Below are 16,400 nucleotides of genomic sequence, written 5' to 3'. Positions count from 1 at the left end.
CGAATGGGCGCCTTGTTTGTGCTGAACGGATGAGAATGATGATGAGGGCTCGCTCACATGCCTTGCCCTGGCGGCTCAGCGTGGAATGCTGGGCTCTTGTTGCCTGCCCAGGTCGGATGTGATGACGGCTCAGCCGGACGGTGGTCCTGAGATGCCCGAGATGCCCTCCCCGGTGTCGGGCGGTCCCACGGTGCTTCGCATGATGCTCGGAGCCCGGCTGCGGCGGCTGCGGGAGTCGAACAGGATCACCCGCAAGCAGGCCGGCTACACGATCAGGGCCTCGGAATCAAAGATCAGCCGGCTGGAGCTCGGACGGGTCGGGTTCAAGGAACGCGACATCGCGGATCTGCTCACCCTCTACGGGATGACCGACGGGGAGGAGCGGGCGACCTGCCTGCAACTGGCGCGGCAGGCCAACACGCCCGGTTGGTGGCATCAGTACTCCGATGTCGTGCCGCACTGGTTCGAGATCTACGTCGGCCTCGAGCAGGCGGCCTCGCGCATCCGCACCTACGAGGTGCAATTCGTCCCCGGGCTGCTCCAGACCGAGGACTACGCCAGGGCCGTCACGTTGCTCGGCCATCCGCGCGCGTCCGCGAGCGAGATCGACCGCCGGGTGGCGGTGCGGATGACCCGGCGCGAGCGCATCATGGAGGCGCCCGACCCGCCGCATCTCTGGGCCGTCATCGACGAGGCGGCGCTGCGGCGGCCGCTGGGCGACCGGGGCGTGATGCGGCGGCAGATCGAGTACCTGATCGAGATGTCTGCGGCGCCGCGCGTCACCATCCAGATGATGCCGTTCCAGTACGGGGGACATGCCGCGGCGGGCGGCCCGTTCAGCATCCTGCGGTTCAACGAGCCGGACCTGCCCGATGTGGTCTTCCTCGAACAGCTCACCAGCGCCGTCTATCTGGACCGGTTCGAGGACGTCGAGCGGTATCTGGCCGTCATGGACCTGCTCGTCGTCGAGGCTCAGGACGGGGCCGCCACGATCGCCGGTCTCAACCGGGCTCTCAAGGAGTCCTGACCGTCCCTTGAGCCGTTAGGCGACCCTGAGGGTCCAGGAGAACGCCGGTCCCGCGCCCGCCGGCGTGCCGGAGCCTGGGGCCGATCAGAGACCAGGGCCGATCAGAGACCAGGGTGGCTCAGAGTCCGGGGCGGGCGCCGATCTCGCCCATGGCGGCCGCGGCCAGCCGGCAGCCCGCGGCGAGCGCCTCGGCCGGGGGCTTGCCGTCGAGCCACGGCGGAAGGAAGCCGGCGCAGAACGCGTCACCCGCACCGGTGCCATCCATGATCTTGTTCAGCGGTTCGGCGGGTACCTGGATCGGCTCGGGCCGCCCGTTGGTGTACCACAGCGCGCCGTCCTCACCCATCTTGATGACGACCTGCGGATACCACGCCGTGAGCACCTTCGCCGCCTGGGCGGGCACGTCACGCCCGGTCAGCACTTCGGCCTGAGCGGCGTTGATCATCAGCAGCCGCGCGCCCTGCGTCCACTCGAGGAACGGCTCGGCACCCACCCGCTTTAGCGGGGCGGCGGATCCACCGTCGATCGAGATCGACATCTGGGTCTTGCGCGCCATGCCGAGGGCATGCAGCGCCGCCTTCCGGGACCCCTCGTTGAGCAGGGAGTAGCCGGACAGGTGCAGATGCGAGCCGGCCGCGAACAGGTCGTGCGGGATGTCCTCGGGCAGGAGCGCGGCGTTGGCACCCGGGTCGGAGAGCATGGTCCGGTCGCCCTTGTGGGTCACGAGCACCACGCAGGTGCCGGTCGGGCGCTCGGCGTCCATGACGAGGCGGGCGTCGATGCCGTACCCCATCAGCTCCATATCCCGGTTCCGGCCGGCGATGTCGGAGCCACGGCGCCCGACGAAGGCGGCATCGACCCCTTCGACCGCGAGCCAGGCGGCCACGTTCGCCCCGGACCCGCCGCCGTGCATGGTCACAGCGGCCGGCGTGTCACTGCCCTTGGCCAGGGGCAACGCGGCTCGCGCAACGGCATCGGTCATGAGATCACCGATCACGACCACGCGCGTCATGATGTCATCACCTCGATTGACACGGCCCGGTTGACAGCTCCTCCGGGGACGTGTGGTCGACCGTAACAGCTCAGCCCCCCCGATGAGGTCTCGAACGCGCAGCGAAACCCGGAACTCTGACCGAACCTCCGGACTCCAATGGTGGCAGATCGGACATCTCGGGTCCCCTACTCTTTGGCGGGTGAACTATCCGGATCATTGGGAGGCGGATGTCGTCCTCGCGGACGGGGGCACCGCCCATCTGCGCCCGATCCGGAGCGATGATGCCGAATCGTTGCGTTCCTTCTACGCCCGGCTGTCCCCGGAATCGATCTACTACCGTTTCTTCGGGCCGCGGCCCCGGCTGTCCGAGCGCGAGATCGTTCATTTCACGACCCTGGACCACGACGACCGGGCGGCGCTGATCGCCACGGTCGGCGACTCGATGCTCGCGGTCGTGCGGTACGACAAACTCCGCGAGGAGCCGGGGGTGGCGGAGGTCGCGTTCCTCGTCGAGGACGCCCACCAGGGCCGGGGGCTCGGCTCGGTGCTGCTGGAGCACATCGCCGCCGCCGCCCGCGAGCGCGGCGTGCGCCGTTTCCTGGCTCACGTGCTGCCGGACAACCGCCGGATGGCCAAGATCTTCCGCGATGCCGGCTACCAGGCCGAGCAGCGGTTCGAGGACGGCGTCATCCGGCTCAGCCTGGATCTCGAGCCCACCGAGACCTCCATCGAGGTGATGACGGCGCGCGAGCACCGGGCCGAGGCGCGGTCGATCCAGCGGCTGCTGTTCCCTCGATCCGTGGCGGTGGTCGGCGCCGGCCGGGAGGCGCACAGCGTCGGCCGGACCGTGCTGCGGCATCTGCTCGGCGGGGACTTCTCCGGCCCGGTCTACCCGGTGCACCCGACCGCGACGGCCGTTGCCGGGGTCCGCGCCCACCCGACGGTGCTCGACATCGCCGGCGACGTCGACCTGGTCGTGGTCGCCGTGCCCGCGGGCGCCGTGCACGAGGTGGTCGAGCAGAGCGCGGGCAAGGGCGTGCACGGGCTCGTGGTGGTGTCCGCGGGCTTCGCCGAGACGGGCGCCGGCGGCCGGGCCCGGCAGGAGGAGCTCGTACGGCTGGCCCGCGCGCAGGGGATGCGGGTCGTGGGTCCGAACTGCCTCGGCATCGCCAACACCGACCCGGGCGTACGGCTCAACGCGACCCTCGCCCCGACCATGCCGGGCCGCGGGCCGGTCGGGTTCTTCTCCCAGTCCGGCGCGCTCGGCATCGCGATCCTGCAGCGCACCGCCGAGCGCGGCATCGGCCTGTCGACCTTCGTCTCCGCGGGCAATCGGGCGGACGTGTCCGGCAACGACCTCATGCAGTACTGGGAGGAGGACCCCGCCACCACCGCCGTGCTGCTCTACCTGGAGTCGATCGGCAACCCGCGCAAGTTCACCCGGCTCGCCCGCCGGCTGAGCCGCAAGAAGCCGATCGTGGCGGTGAAGTCGGGCCGTACGACACAGGGGGTGCCGCTCGGTCATGCGGTACGCGCGCTGACGCTGCCCGACCACGCGGTCAGCGCGCTGTTCGCGCAGGCCGGGGTGATCCGGGTGGAGGGCCTGTCCGAGCTGTTCGACGTGGCGCAGCTTCTCGCATACCAGCCGCTTCCCGCCGGAGAGCGGATCGCGATCATCGACAACTCCGACTCGCTCGGCCTGCTCGCCCTGGATGCCGCCGCCACGCTGGGCCTCGAACCGCTCCAGCCCGTCGACCTGGGCCCGAGGGCGGGGGCGGGGGAGTACGAGGCGGCCCTGGCCGACGCGCTCGCGGACGAGTCCGTCGACGCCGTCCTCACCGTCTACACCCCGCCGATCATGGGCGGTACCGAGCCGGCCACCGGATCATCCGCGCCTGCGGACGGCGGAGACGGAAAGGCCGCAGGCGGACCTGGTGGGAGCGGATCCGGTGGGAACGGACCCGGTGGGAGCGGACCCGGTGGGAACGGACGGGGCGGGGACTCCCGGGTGAAGACCGTGGCGCAGGCGATCACGGGTCTTGCCGCCGGGAGCCGCAAGCCCATCGTCGCCACCTATCTCGGCCTGGTGGGCCTGCCGGCCGAGCTGCGGATCTGCGGGCCGGACGCGCTGGCGGGCCCCGGCTCGATCCCGTCGTATGCCACGCCGGAGGACGCCGTGCGCGCTCTCGCGTACGTCATGCGCTACGCCGCGTGGCGGCGGAGGCCCACGGGACGGCTGCCCGAGCGGGACCCGGCCGGCCGGAGGAGGGCCCGGGCGCTCGTGGAACGGCTGCTCACGGCGGCCGAGGCCGACCGCCCAGCGAACGCGGAGAGCCCGGCCGGTCCCGAGGACGGTCCTGAAGCCGGTCCGGTGGCCCGTCCCGTGATCAGTCACGTGGCCGGTCAGGTGGCCGTCGAGCCCGCCGACGTCCAGGCGCTCCTGTCCTGCTACGGCATCACCGTCGCCGCCTCGGGCTCGCCGGCCGGTCCGCCGGGCATCGAGGCGCGGATCGTCACGCGGGAGGACCCCTCCTTCGGCGCCGTGGTGTCGTTCGGGCTGTCGGGGGCCACCGCCGCCCTTCTGGACGACCGGGCCTACCGGCTCGCTCCGCTGACCGACGTCGAGGCCGCCGAACTCGTACGTGCGGTGCGCTCCGCCCCGCTGCTGTTCGGCCACCGCGGTGCCGAACCCGTCGACGTCGACGCGGTCGAGGACCTGCTGCTGCGCGTGTCCCGGCTCGCCGACGATCTGCCCGAGGTAGCGCGCCTGGAGCTCGATCCGGTCGTGGCGGCACCCTCCGGGGTCACCGTGACAGGCGCGACCCTGACACTGGCTCGGCCGGCCGGCCCGCGCCCCGAGCGCGGCCCCCGTCGCCTGCGAGGCCCCGGCCAGTGACCGCCGAGCCCTCGGCCCTTCCGTGCCGCCCGGGGCGCTGGTCGGGGCGCTGGTCGGCGGGCGGGGGCGGGACGGGGTCGGGGGTCGGTGGCACGGGGCTGGGCGGCGGCTCGGGCTCGGGCCTCGGCCGGCCGGGTGGGACGGGCTCGGGGCCGGGCCCAGGTGGCGGCGAGGGCGTCGGCTCCGGTGGCACGGGGCTGGGCGGTGGTTCGGGCACCGGCCCAGGGCCGGGTGCCGGGCCCGGTCCGGGCGGCTGGGGGCTCGGCCCGGGCGGGCGCACCGGCGGCTCGGTCGGCGGGATCGGCGGCGGGCCGGGCGGCTTGGGCGGCTCGCGCAGGTGTGATGACGCGCCGGGCATGTTCACGGCAATGCACCTCTCTCGTCGGGGTCTCGTCGGGGTCTCATCCGGGACTCGACGTCGGCTACCCTCCCTTACCCAAGATCGGCGGCCTGAGGCCTGCGCGGCCGCGCCGTTGCCGTCCATGTGCGCGTAACACCCGGGACAGGGCAGGATGGGGTGCATGAGGGAAACCCGAGCGACCGCTCAGGGATTGCGCACGGCGATCGAGCGCAGCGGGTACTACCCCGCCCTGGTCGCGGACGCGGTCGAGTCCGCGGTCGGTACCGAGCAGGTAATCGCCTACGTCATCCACCATGAGGCGACATTCGATCCGGCGATGGAGGTACGGCGGCATGTGACCGTCCTCGTGCTGTCGCCGTCCAGGCTGCTGGTCTGCCATACGGATGAACATCCCCCCGGCGAGACGATGCCGCATCCACACGCCTCCACGACGACCGAGGCGGTCCCGCTGAACCGCATCCGGTCGGTGGCGCTGACCCGGGTGGTGCAGGAACCGGCGTCGTACGTTCCGGGCATGCCGCCCAACGAGGCGGTTCTCACGATCGGCTGGGGGGCGATCGCCCATGTCGACATGGAGCCGGCGACCTGCGGGGACGAGTCGTGTGAGGCCGATCACGGCTACACCGGCAGCCTCACCGCCGACGACCTGTTGCTGCGGGTCAGCGAGGCGGCCGACGGCGGCGAGGCGGTCGCCCAGGTCCTCGCCTTCTCGCGCGCCCTCTCCGAGGCCACGGCCCGGACCTGAGGGCGGCGCGCTGAGCGCGGAGTGGGCCCGGCGCCGCCTTCGACCCCGACCCCGACCCCCGTGCGGACCTCGTGTGAAGGTGGCGGATGAACGCAGTGGCACCTCCTTCCATTCCACGCTACGGGTCGGGGGCACTCTCCGACCTCGCGCCGTCCCTTCTGGCGGCCCTGGGGGTTCCCGGCGGTCGTGACGTCCTGGGACTTCCCGAGCTGCCGCGTGCCTGCGTGCTGCTCATCGACGGCCTCGGCTGGGAGCTGCTGCGCGCTCATCCGGAACAGGCGCCGTACCTGTCCTCGCTCTCCGGCCGGCCGCTGACGGCGGGTTTCCCCGCGACCACCGTGACGAGCCTCGGTTCGCTCGGCACCGGGCTGAGCCCGGCCATGCACGGGCTCCTCGGCTACCAGATCCGCAATCCCGAGACCGGCCGGCTGCTGAACTGCCTCAAGTGGCCCGACGAGGTCGATCCGATGATCTTCCAGCCCGCCCCGACGGCCTACGAACGGGCGGCGGAGGCCGGCGTGAGCGTCGCCTACGTGGCGTCGGGCCGGCTCAAGGACAGCGGGCTGTCCCGCGCGGTGAACCGCGGAGCCGACTACCTCGCCGCCGAGAGCCTCGGCCAGCTCGTCGCGCGGGCGGAGTACGCGCTGCGCCGGGGCGACCGCGCGTACGTGACCGTCTATCACCCGGATCTGGACTCCACCGGGCACTGGTACGGCGCGGGATCGCCCGCTTGGCGGCACCAGCTTCGGTTCGTGGACCTGCTGGCCGAACGGCTCGCCGAGGTCCTCCCGGCGGGCGCGGCGTTGTACGTCACCGCCGATCACGGGATGGTCAACCCGGCCGAGCGGATCGACGTGGACGAGGTGCCGGCCCTCCGCGAGGGCGTCGCGCTGCTCGGCGGCGAGGCGCGCGCCCGGCACGTCTACACCGAGCCGGGAGCGGTGCCGGACGTCCTCGCCACCTGGCGGGAACTGGTCGGCGATCGAGCCTGGGTCCACTCGCGCGAAGAGGCGGTGGCGGCCGGCTGGTTCGGCCCGGTGGCCGAGGGACTGCTGCCGCGCATCGGCGACGTGCTCGCGGTGCCGTACGGTGACCTCGCGGTCGTCGCGACCAGGGCCGAGCCGACCGAATCCAGGCTGGTCGGCATGCACGGATCGATGACGCCGGCCGAGCAGCTGGTGCCCCTCCTCAGCCCGCCGGCCTGACGGCGGGCGAATCCGCCGGGCGGCCGTGCCCGGTCGTGCCCGGCCGTGTCAGGCCGTGTCAGGACATGGCCGGATCGGGCGACGGGGGCACTGGCTCTCCCACATCGATCCGTCAGGGTTCAGACTGGCGATGTGCATCCACTCATCAATGTCCAGACTCTCGCCCAGGCGCTCACGGACGAGCGGCCGCCGATCCTTCTCGACGTACGCTGGCATCTGGCCGGCCCCCGGGGCATCGAGGCCTACCGCCGGGGTCACCTGCCGGGCGCGGCATTCGTCGACCTCGACGAGGATCTGGCCGGCCCGCCCGGAGTGCTCGGCAGGCATCCGCTGCCCACGGCCGAGGCGTTCACGGCGGCGATGCGGCGCGCCGGGGTCAGCGCCGATCGGCTGGTCGTCGCCTACGACGACGCGGACTCGACCGCGGCCGCCCGGCTGTGGTGGACCCTGCGGTACTTCGGGCACGACCGGGTGAGGGTCCTCGACGGCGGTTACCGCGCCTGGGTCGACGCCGGGCGGCCCGTGACCACCGGCGAACCCGAGGTGCCGCCGGGAGACTTCACCGCCCGGCCCGGGCGGCTGCCGGCGCTCGACGCCGACGGGGCCGCGACGCTCGCCAAGAGCGGAGTGCTGCTCGACGCGCGGGCGGCCGAGCGCTACCGGGGCGAGGTCGAGCCGGTCGACCCGGTCGCCGGGCACATCCCCGGCGCGGTGAACGCCCCCACGCTGGGCAATGTCGGCGTCGACGGCCGCTTCCTGCCCCCGGAGCTGCTGCGCGAGCGCTTCGCCGAGTTGGGCGCGACCGACGCGGCCGACGTCGGCGTCTATTGCGGCTCGGGTGTCACGGCGGCGCACGAGATCCTCGCACTCACCGTCGCCGGGGTCCCGGCCGCCCTTTACATCGGCTCCTGGTCGAACTGGATCGCCGACCCCGCCCATCCCGTGGCAGTCGGCGAGTTCTGACGCCGGGCCGCCGACGGGCCGCGGACGCCCGCGAGAGTGCCCGCGGCGGGCCGGGACAGGGCAACGGGCGCGGTCCGTCGTCGTCAGATGAGCCGCACCCAGGCGTGCGACGAGGTCTCCTTCTCGGCCACGTCGACCCGGTCGTACTCCGTGGGTCCGGCGTGCGCGTAGCCGTTGCCGACGATGGCCCGGTGGAAGTCGTCGGACACGACGAGCGCCAGGCAGGCGTCCTCGCTGTCCGCGAGCGTGCGCTTGACCTCTTCGGCGTCGACCAGCCGCGCCGTGTGCACGAGGGGCTCGCCCGACCAGCCGTCCGCGGTGCCGTCGACGAAGCCGAAGTGCACGGCGATGCGGAGCCTCAGCCGGGCGGCGGCGCTCGAGGCCTCCGCGTGCTCGCGGAGCGCGGCCGCGATCGTCACGATGAACACGTCCAGCAGGTCGGCCGGCGACACGGTCTCGGGTGACACGACCAGCCGCAGGCCGTCCCCGCGGTCGGCCGGGTCGAGGTCGTCCAGGGGGCGGCCGAGGGCGTCCGCGCCGGCCCGGAAGACCCGGGAGAGGTCCTGGCGCATGCGGAGCCGCTGCCGGCTGGTCGCCGGCCGCCCCGAGCCCTGTACGTCGGCCACGACGATCACCCGGCCCACGCCCTTGCCGGGCGGCCGGTCCTCGCCGCCGGTGCCTGCCGCACCGGACGCCGCACCGGGACCGGTCGGCTCGGCCCGGCCGAGGTGCGCGGTGTTGCCGTGGCCCGCGATGACCTGGCCGGTCACGTCTCCGCCGATGTCTATGGTGAACCGATCCAAGGGCCGCTTCGGCATGAGGGCTCCTCAGGCATTCGGGCATGTCGCGTCGGTGTCGGGGAGCATGCCGGCTCGGATCATGATGAGCCGCCGACACACCCGTCCCACTCTTAGCGCTGATGTCGCGCGCCTTCTGTGTCCTGGTACACAGTTTCTGGCCAATGGGACGAGCTGGGCCGGTTAAGGCCATATCAGCGCGTGATTCAGCCCGCGGCGTGCAGCCAGCGCACCGGGGCGCCGTCGCCCGCGCGCCGGAAGGGCTCGAGCTCGTGATCCCACGGCGTGCCCATCAGACGCTCGAGCTCATGCTCGAGACTGGACTTGCCGCCCGCCGCGCTCGCCATCACATGGCGGAGCCGGTTCTCGGGGATCATGACATCGCCGTTCGCGCCGATCACTGCGGTGAACACTCCGAGCGACGGCGTGCAGCTGTAGCGGGCACCGTCGCAGCCGGGCGTCGCGTCCTCGGTCACCTCGAACCGCAGCAGCTTCCAGTTCCGCAGGGATGAGGCGATGCCGGCGGCGGTGCCGGGTTCGCCCTCCCAGTGCAGTTCGGCGCGCATGGTCCCCGGGGCGGCCGGCTGGTCCGTCCAGGCCAGGGACGCGGGCACGCCAAGAACGCCGCCGACGGCCCACTCGATGTGCGGGCACAGCGCAGGCGGCGCAGAGTGGACGTAGAAGACGCCACGTGCGGTCACCGGACCTCCTGGTTGCGTACCGAGGCTCGTCTTCCCCTACGGCCTCATACGCCCCAAGAAGGTATCCGCGCCCCTCATTGTGCCCCATCGACAGGAACCGCACCAGCGGGAATCGGATCAGTCCACCGCGGGCCAGTGCTGGTGTCAGCTCCGTGGCCGCAACCGGCCGTATCCGAGCCGTGCCGCTGCGAAACCGCTCAGCGCCACCGCGAGATACGGCACGAGGTCCCCGTACCGGTCGTAGGGGGTGCGGTCGGTGGCCGGCGGTACCCGCACCGTGACGGTGACCGAACCGCGCTTGTCGGTGTCGAACCAGGCCGTCGAGCGGCCTCGCGCGTCGAAGCCCGCCGAAACGCCGGTGAGCGCCGCCTGCACGCTGGGACGCCCGGTCTCGGCCGATCGCACCGCCGCGAGGGCGGCGTGCTGCGGCGGTGCCCAGCTGCCCTGGAAGGTGGACGTGGCGGACTGGTAGACGATCAGTTGTGCCCCGCGCCCGGCGACGGCGCGGCCCAGATCGGGGAAGGCGGACTCGAAGCAGATGAGCGGTCCGATCGTGACGCCGCCCGTCTGGAGCACCCGGACACCGGTGCCGGGCACCCGGTCCTCGCCGGCCGCTCTGCTGATCGAACTGAGCCATCCGAGCACTGGACGGAACGGGATGTACTCCCCGAACGGCACGAGGCGCGTCTTGACGTACCGCCCGCGGATCCCGTCCGGGCCGATCAGCAGGGAGCTCTTGGAGATGCGGTTCCGAGCATCGCGCGCGTCCTCGTTGACGAGCAGGTCGGACGACCTGGCGAGCGTGCTCAACCGGGCGGTGAGGTCGGCCCGGCGGTCCAGATCGAAGCCCACGCTGCTCTCGCCCCACACGACCAGGTCGGCGGGCGGTGCCGCGGCCGTGATCCGCTCACCGGCGGCGAACCGGGTGACCGGGTCGTGCAGGACGCCGGGCTGGACGAGCGTCACCCGTATGGTGCGCACCGCCTGGGGCTCGCCGCGGAGCGCGTACGAGACCGGCCCGGCGAGGCCGACCACCAGCGCGGCGGTGAGTGCGCGCATCCGCGCCGACGGGGCCACCAGCGCGATCGTCAGGGCCGTGTTCACCGCCACCAGCGCGAAGGACACGAGCCACACCCCGCCGAGCGCGGCGAGGCCGAGGACCGTCGGATGCCGCCACTGGCTCGCTCCGAACAGTGCCCACGGCCCTCCGAGCGCGTGCCATGACCGGGCGTACTCGATCGCGACCCACGTGCTCGGCACCAGCAGCAGCGCGTACAGGGGCCGGACCGGGACGCGCAGCGTCGCCCACGCCGCGAGGCCCCACCCGGCCCACAGTGCCCCGAAGACGGCGGCCACGAGCAGCAGCCCGGGACCGATGTTCGGGATCGTCCAGTAGAGGGCGGCCAGCAGGTAGCCCGCGCCGAACCACCAGCCGCGCACCGCCGCCGTCCGCGCGCCGGGAGCGGACCGGATGATCAGCAGACCCGGCACGAGGATTCCCCACGCGAGCCAGTCGGCACCGACCCGGGGGAACGTCAGCAGCGGCAACGCCCCGGCCGGCAGCGCCAGCAGCGTGTGGATCCGCGCCGCCCGCGTGCCCTGCTCGGTCGCGGCGGCGGTGTCCAGGGTCATGTCTCCAGTAACGCATCCCGGCGGCGGGTACTCAATCGCGTCCTGTCCTCAAGCGTCGATCAAGGATCGCGGTACGCATGGGAACCCCGATCCTTGATCGAAGTCCGGCGCTCAGGCCCGGCGTGGCCGGATGCGGCCGCTCACGACGATCACTTTCGGTGCCGGTGCGGGCACATTCAGTGCGTGTTCGATCAGGAGGCGCAGCTCGAGCGGGTGCTCGCGCGCCATCGTGACGCCGTCGTCGTCGAGCCGACCCCCGGCCGCCCCGCGCTGATCCGGCGCGACCAGATCCTCGTCGCGGACCACGACGCGCCGGCCGTCGAGGGGCTCGTGCGGCGCTGGTACGACGGGCGGCAGGACGAGCCGGGAGTCTGCCGGCTGCGGCTGCGCGCCGCGGCCAGGGTCGACGTGTGCGAGCTCGTCGCGCGGCTCGGCGGAGACGGTGGGCACCGCGGACCGGCCGTCGCGCCCAACCATCTCGTGCACGGTCAGCCGATGTGGTGGTCGGGCCCGGCCGACCTGCCGCGGCCGGCCGACCCGCTCGACCCGCCCGCGGCTGCGGCTCCCGGCGAGCGCCCGGTCACGGTGGCCGTCCTCGACACCGGCCTGTCCCCGCATCCCTGGTACGAGACGCGTGACTGGTACGCCGAGCAGCGCGACGAGGTCGCCGAGGTGCTCGACGCCGACCTCGACTACGAACTCGACGCGCAGGCCGGTCACGGCACCTTCATCGCGGGCGTCCTGCTCCAGCACGCCCCGGCGGTGCGCATCCGGGCCATGAAGGTGCTCGGCGGCGACGGCGTCGGGGACGAGTTCGGCGTCATCCGCGCGCTCAACCGGCTGGCCGCGTGGGGGAGGGCCGACATCGTCAACCTCTCACTCGGCTGCCACACCTTCGACGACCGCCCCTCGCCCGTGCTGGCCCAGGCGGTCGGCCGGCTGCGGGCGAGGAACGGCGCGGTCGTCGTGGCGTGCGCGGGCAACGCGGCGAGCGACCGCCCGTTCTGGCCGGCCGCCCTGAAGTGGGTCATCGCCGTGGCCGCCCTCGACGGCGACGAGCGCGCGTGGTTCTCCAACCACGGCTGGTGGGTCGACGCCTGTGCACCCGGCGCCCGGATCGCCAGCTGCTTCGTACGATTCGACGGCCCGCGCGAACCGGCGCGGCAGCGGATCGGCGGGGTCGACCCCGACCGGTTCCAGGGGTACGCGACATGGAGTGGAACGTCGTTCGCGGCGCCGGCCGTGGCGGCCGCGATCGCCCGGCTCGCCGCGGCCGGGAACCTGACCGCCGCGGTCGCCGCGAGCCGTCTGCTCGACCCGGCGGCCGCCGTTACCCTTCCCGGCCTCGGCGTAATCATCAGGGTTTGAGCACGAACCGACGGCGATGCGATAACCACTGTCGGTAATCGACCTGTGACGGTGTGCGTTCGTTCTAATGTGGCCGGTCGGCGGGGGGCCGAACGACGAGGCGGAGGCTCTCGTGGGCCCGGCAGGGACGACGGACACGAACGGCGCATCACCGGGCGACCTGGTCGCCTGGGCGAGAAAGGGCGACCAGTCGGCATGGGCGGCGCTCACCGCGCGCTACTCGGGCATGGTGTGGGCCATCGCCCGCGCGCACGGGCTGGGCGAGGCGGACGCCGCCGACGTGACCCAGACGACCTGGTTGCGGCTGGTCGAGCGGATCGACCGGATCCGCGACCCGGAACGAGTGGGCGCCTGGCTGGCGGTGACCGCGCGCCGCGAGACCGTACGCCTGAGGCGTCACCAGGTCGGCGGCCGGGCGCTGCCGCCGCTCGCCGCCACCGATCCGGGCCCCGACCACGTCTGCCTCGACCGCGAGCGGCTGCGCGTGGTGATGACGGCGATCCAGGCGCTGCCGGAGCTGTGCCGGCACGTGCTGAGGCTGTTCGCGCTGTCACCCGGTTACGCCGAGGTGGCCGCCGCCCTCGACATGCCGATCGGCAGCGTCGGCCCGACCCGGACGCGCTGCCTGACGTCGCTTCGGGCACGGCTCGGGGGAGTGCTGTGAGCCGCGTGCCCGACGAGGAACTGATGGCGTACGTCCGGGCCGCGTTCGCCGCCTTCGAGCCCGTACCCGAGCGGGTTCTCGCCGCGGGACGGGCGACGCTGGCCTGGCGGGAGCCGGACGCGGCCCTCGCCGACCTCGTGGCCGACAGCCGCTCCGGCGCTGTGGGAGTGCGCGGAACCTCGCGGCTGCTCACGTTCGACGGGACCGATCACGCCGTGGAGGTGGAGGTCAGCGGTGCCGGGCGGGACGTCGAGCTGGTCGGGCGGTTGTCCCCGCCCGCCCCCGCGCACGTTCGGGTGCGGCACCTCGACGGCGAGCTCACCGCGCGGGCCGACCCGGCCGGCCACTTCATCGTGCCGGGCGTCCCGTCGGGCCTGGTGAGCCTGGTGTTCCGGCTGCCCGATGCCACCCGCATCGTCACCAGCTGGGTGCGGGTGTGAACGAGCGCGACCTGATCCGGCTGGCCGCCGCCGACCCGCCGCGCGCGATGACCGCCGCAAGCCGGCTGCTGTCCGGCGCGCGGGAACCGGCCGACCGGGTGCTCGCGCTGCGCGCGCTCGCGCTGGCCGGCAAGGAGATCGGCCGGGTGGCGGAGGGGCTGGATCACCTGCGCGAGGCCCTGCGGGCCGCGCAGGGGGAGGGCCTGACCTACGCGGCCGCCCAGGTGCGGATGAACATGGTGGGGCTGCTCGCCGCGAGCGGGGACGCGGACGGCGCGCTCGTGGCCGCCGATTCCGCCGCTCCTGTGCTGCGCGGTGCGGACGCCGACCGGCTGGTCGCCAACCGCGCGTTCGCGCTCGCCCGCAGCGGGCACATGGACGAGGCGCTCAGGACCGCGCGGCGTGCCCTCGCGGGTATTCGTGCGGGGACCGACCCGGTGGTGCTGGCCGGGCTGCTGTCCACGATCGGGCTGACCCAGGTCTATCGCGGCGAGCTGAACTCGGCGGAGTCCGCCCTGACCGAGGCCGCGGTGACCGCCGACCAGGCCGGTCTGACCCTTCAGGCCGCGATGGCCAGGGGCAATCTGGCGTTCGCCGCCTCGCGCCGCGGTGACCTGCCGCGAGCCCTGGCGCTGTACGCCGCCGTCGAGCCCGACCTGACCCCCGAACGAGTCGCCCAGTGCAGGTTCGACCGGGCCGAGACGCTCATCACCGCAGGGCTGGCCGCCGAGGCCCGGGCCCTGCTCGGCGCGACGCTGGTCGACGTCGCCGACCGTGGTCACCGCGCCGACACCGCCGACGGGCTGCTCCTGCTGGCGCGCGCCGAGCTGGCCGACGGCGACCCGGGTAGCGCCGCACGCACCGCGCGGCGGGCGAGCGCGGAGTTCGCCCGCCAGGACCGCACCGGCTGGATCCCCCTGGCCGACCACCTCGGAGTCCGCGCCCGGTGGGCGGCCGGCGACCGGTCCCCGGACCTTCTGCGCGCGGCCCGTACGGCCGCTGACCGGCTCGGGCGGGCCGGCTGGGCCGAGCCCGCCGCCGACACTCGCATCGTCGCCGCGCTGATCGCACTGCACCTGGGCCGTACAACCGTCGCCCGCGACCTGCTCGGGCGGGTGAGCACCGCCAGGTGGCACGGGCCGGTCGCGACGCGGGTGGCGGCCTGGCACGCCACGGCGCTGGAACGGGCCTCGCGCGGCGACCGGCGCGGTGCCGCGGCGGCGGTGCGCGCGGGGCTGCTGGTGGTCGACGACCACGCCGCGGCGCTCGGCGCCACCGAGCTGCGCGCACGGGCCGCCGATCTCGCCGCCGACCTGGCCGGCCTCGGGCTGCGGCAGGCTCGATCGGGTCGCGAGCTGCTCGCCGCCGAGGAACGCCGCCGTGCCATCACGTGCCGTCCGGCGTCAGTGCGCCCGCCCGCCGACCCGCGGCTGGCCGCGGCCCTGGCCGATCTGCGGCGGGCCAGCGCGGAGCACACCGAGGCCACGGCCACCGGCCACGGCTCCCGGGAGACGGCGGACCGGATCCCGCACCTCGAGGCGGCGGTACGGGCGAGCGCCAGGACCCGGCCGGGTGCCGGCGCGGGAACGCGGACATCACCGCCGCGGATTGCGGAGCTCACCGAGGCGCTCGGGCACCGGGCCCTCGTCGAGTTCGTCAGGCTCGGACCGGAACTGCACGCGGTGACGGTCGTCGCCGGCCGCTGCCGCAGATGGCCGCTGGGCCGTTACGAGGACGCGGTACGCGCGGCCAGACTCGTCCGGTTCGATCTGCGCGTCCTCGCCGAGCGCGGCGGCGATCATGTCGGGCGGGCGAAGCCGGGCACCGCCGCGGCGCTCGCGGAGGAGCAGCTGATCGGCCCGCTGCGCCGGGCGATCGGCGATCGCGAGCTGGTCATCTCGTCCACCGGGGCGCTGCACGCGCTGCCGTGGGCGGCGCTCCCGGCGCTGGCCGCGCGTCCGGTCACCGTCGTGCCGTCGGCGCGCACCTGGGTGCGGAGGAGTGCGCCACCGCCGGGCGGGCGCGGCCGGGGCGAGGCCCACCGGGTGGTGCTCGTCGCGGGTCCCGGCCTGCGTCACGCCGACACCGAGATCACGGCGCTGGCGCGGATCCATCCGGACGCGACCGTCCTCACGGGCGGCCGGGCCCGCGCCGAGACGGTACGGCGTGCTCTCGACGGCGGCGGGCTCGCGCATGTCGCCGCGCACGGCGAGTTCCGCGTCGACAACCCGCTCTTCTCCCGCCTGCTCCTGGCCGACGGGCCGCTGATCGCCTATGACCTCGAGGGCCTGCGCCGGGCACCGCGCGTGGTGGTGCTGTCGGCGTGCGACGCCGGCCGGGCCGACGCGGGCGAGGCGGTCATGGGCATGGTGGGCGTGCTGCTCGACTTCGGCGCCGCCACCGTCATCGCGAGCGTCACCCCGGTGCGCGACGCGGACACCCGCGACTTCATGGTGGCCTTCCACGAACGCCTTGCCGCGGGCGTCTCGCCGGCGCGGGCGCTGGCGGTCACCCCCCGCACCCCGGGAGTCCTCGGCTTCGTGTGCTTCGGCGCGGGCTGACCCGCGCGCATGGGCACGACCCGGGTCGGACGGCCGGGCCGGAGCA

Annotated in this window: 13 protein-coding genes; 9 read left to right on the top strand and 4 right to left on the bottom strand. The window is 73.8% G+C overall.

Features of this window, described 5'->3' with window-relative positions:
* Positions 1-151 precede the first annotated feature (151 nt).
* Complete coding sequence (locus HKK74_RS06510; protein WP_187242154.1) at positions 152-1,027, top strand: Sco1979 family transcriptional regulator; 876 nt, start codon at positions 152-154, stop codon at positions 1,025-1,027.
* Positions 1,028-1,145: 118 nt separating this feature from the next.
* Here the strand turns inward: HKK74_RS06510 and HKK74_RS06505 are convergent, their stop codons facing one another.
* On the bottom strand, positions 1,146-2,039 hold the full coding sequence (locus HKK74_RS06505) for a carbohydrate kinase family protein (protein ID WP_187242153.1): 894 nt from the start codon (positions 2,037-2,039) through the stop codon (positions 1,146-1,148).
* Between the two features lie 181 nt (positions 2,040-2,220).
* Between HKK74_RS06505 and HKK74_RS39645 the strand changes: the two genes are divergently transcribed.
* The 4 genes from HKK74_RS39645 (at position 2,221) to HKK74_RS06480 (ending at position 8,191) form a co-directional block, all read left to right on the top strand.
* Positions 2,221-4,917 (top strand): bifunctional acetate--CoA ligase family protein/GNAT family N-acetyltransferase, encoded by a 2,697-nt coding sequence (locus HKK74_RS39645; protein WP_312881299.1) that lies wholly within the window; start codon positions 2,221-2,223, stop codon positions 4,915-4,917.
* Between the two features lie 521 nt (positions 4,918-5,438).
* Complete coding sequence (locus HKK74_RS06490; RefSeq protein WP_187242152.1) at positions 5,439-6,023, top strand: DUF5998 family protein; 585 nt, start codon at positions 5,439-5,441, stop codon at positions 6,021-6,023.
* 86 nt (positions 6,024-6,109) lie between these two features.
* Positions 6,110-7,228, top strand: coding sequence for an alkaline phosphatase family protein (locus tag HKK74_RS06485; RefSeq protein WP_187242151.1), 1,119 nt, complete (start codon positions 6,110-6,112; stop codon positions 7,226-7,228).
* A 132-nt stretch (positions 7,229-7,360) separates the two neighbouring features.
* Positions 7,361-8,191: a sulfurtransferase gene (locus HKK74_RS06480; RefSeq protein ID WP_187242150.1), complete on the top strand. Its 831-nt coding sequence runs from the start codon at positions 7,361-7,363 to the stop codon at positions 8,189-8,191.
* An 83-nt stretch (positions 8,192-8,274) separates the two neighbouring features.
* Here the strand turns inward: HKK74_RS06480 and HKK74_RS06475 are convergent, their stop codons facing one another.
* The 3 genes from HKK74_RS06475 to lnt form a co-directional block, all read right to left on the bottom strand.
* Positions 8,275-9,009 (bottom strand): hypothetical protein, encoded by a 735-nt coding sequence (locus tag HKK74_RS06475; protein WP_187242149.1) that lies wholly within the window; start codon positions 9,007-9,009, stop codon positions 8,275-8,277.
* 185 nt (positions 9,010-9,194) lie between these two features.
* Positions 9,195-9,689 carry a DUF3145 domain-containing protein gene (locus tag HKK74_RS06470; protein WP_187242148.1) on the bottom strand — a complete coding sequence of 165 codons (495 nt, stop codon included), beginning with the start codon at positions 9,687-9,689 and terminating at the stop codon, positions 9,195-9,197.
* 144 nt (positions 9,690-9,833) lie between these two features.
* Positions 9,834-11,321 (bottom strand): apolipoprotein N-acyltransferase, encoded by a 1,488-nt coding sequence (gene lnt / locus HKK74_RS06465; RefSeq protein ID WP_187242147.1) that lies wholly within the window; start codon positions 11,319-11,321, stop codon positions 9,834-9,836.
* Between the two features lie 183 nt (positions 11,322-11,504).
* Between lnt and HKK74_RS06460 the strand changes: the two genes are divergently transcribed.
* The 4 genes from HKK74_RS06460 to HKK74_RS06445 all read left to right on the top strand — a co-directional run bounded on the left by HKK74_RS06460 (position 11,505) and on the right by HKK74_RS06445 (position 16,354).
* Positions 11,505-12,689 carry a S8 family peptidase gene (locus HKK74_RS06460; protein ID WP_312881298.1) on the top strand — a complete coding sequence of 395 codons (1,185 nt, stop codon included), beginning with the start codon at positions 11,505-11,507 and terminating at the stop codon, positions 12,687-12,689.
* 112 nt (positions 12,690-12,801) lie between these two features.
* Entirely contained in the window at positions 12,802-13,353 is a 552-nt protein-coding gene (locus HKK74_RS06455; protein ID WP_312881297.1) for an RNA polymerase sigma factor, read from the top strand.
* Complete coding sequence (locus HKK74_RS06450; protein ID WP_187242145.1) at positions 13,350-13,793, top strand: hypothetical protein; 444 nt, start codon at positions 13,350-13,352, stop codon at positions 13,791-13,793. The genes HKK74_RS06455 and HKK74_RS06450 overlap by 4 nt, the downstream gene beginning before the upstream one ends.
* Positions 13,790-16,354 (top strand): CHAT domain-containing protein, encoded by a 2,565-nt coding sequence (locus HKK74_RS06445; protein WP_312881296.1) that lies wholly within the window; start codon positions 13,790-13,792, stop codon positions 16,352-16,354. Before HKK74_RS06450 ends, HKK74_RS06445 begins: the two co-directional genes overlap by 4 nt.
* Positions 16,355-16,400 lie beyond the last annotated feature (46 nt).

The sequence above is a fragment of the Actinomadura alba genome, from assembly GCF_014323705.1.
GTDB lineage: Bacteria > Actinomycetota > Actinomycetes > Streptosporangiales > Streptosporangiaceae > Actinomadura_C > Actinomadura_C alba.
The sequence above is the reverse complement of the archived record's forward strand: the minus strand, read 5'-3'. Positions and strand labels throughout refer to the sequence as shown.

Excerpts from the sequence above, each read along its gene's own strand:
- HKK74_RS06510 (WP_187242154.1), top strand. The coding sequence starts at position 152 with ATGCCCGAGATGCCCTCCCCGGTGTCGGGCGGTCCCACGGTGCTTCGC.
- HKK74_RS06505 (WP_187242153.1), bottom strand. The coding sequence starts at position 2,039 with ATGACGCGCGTGGTCGTGATCGGTGATCTCATGACCGATGCCGTTGCG.
- HKK74_RS06490 (WP_187242152.1), top strand. The coding sequence starts at position 5,439 with ATGAGGGAAACCCGAGCGACCGCTCAGGGATTGCGCACGGCGATCGAG.
- HKK74_RS06485 (WP_187242151.1), top strand. The coding sequence starts at position 6,110 with ATGAACGCAGTGGCACCTCCTTCCATTCCACGCTACGGGTCGGGGGCA.
- HKK74_RS06475 (WP_187242149.1), bottom strand. The coding sequence starts at position 9,009 with ATGCCGAAGCGGCCCTTGGATCGGTTCACCATAGACATCGGCGGAGAC.
- lnt (WP_187242147.1), bottom strand. The coding sequence starts at position 11,321 with ATGACCCTGGACACCGCCGCCGCGACCGAGCAGGGCACGCGGGCGGCG.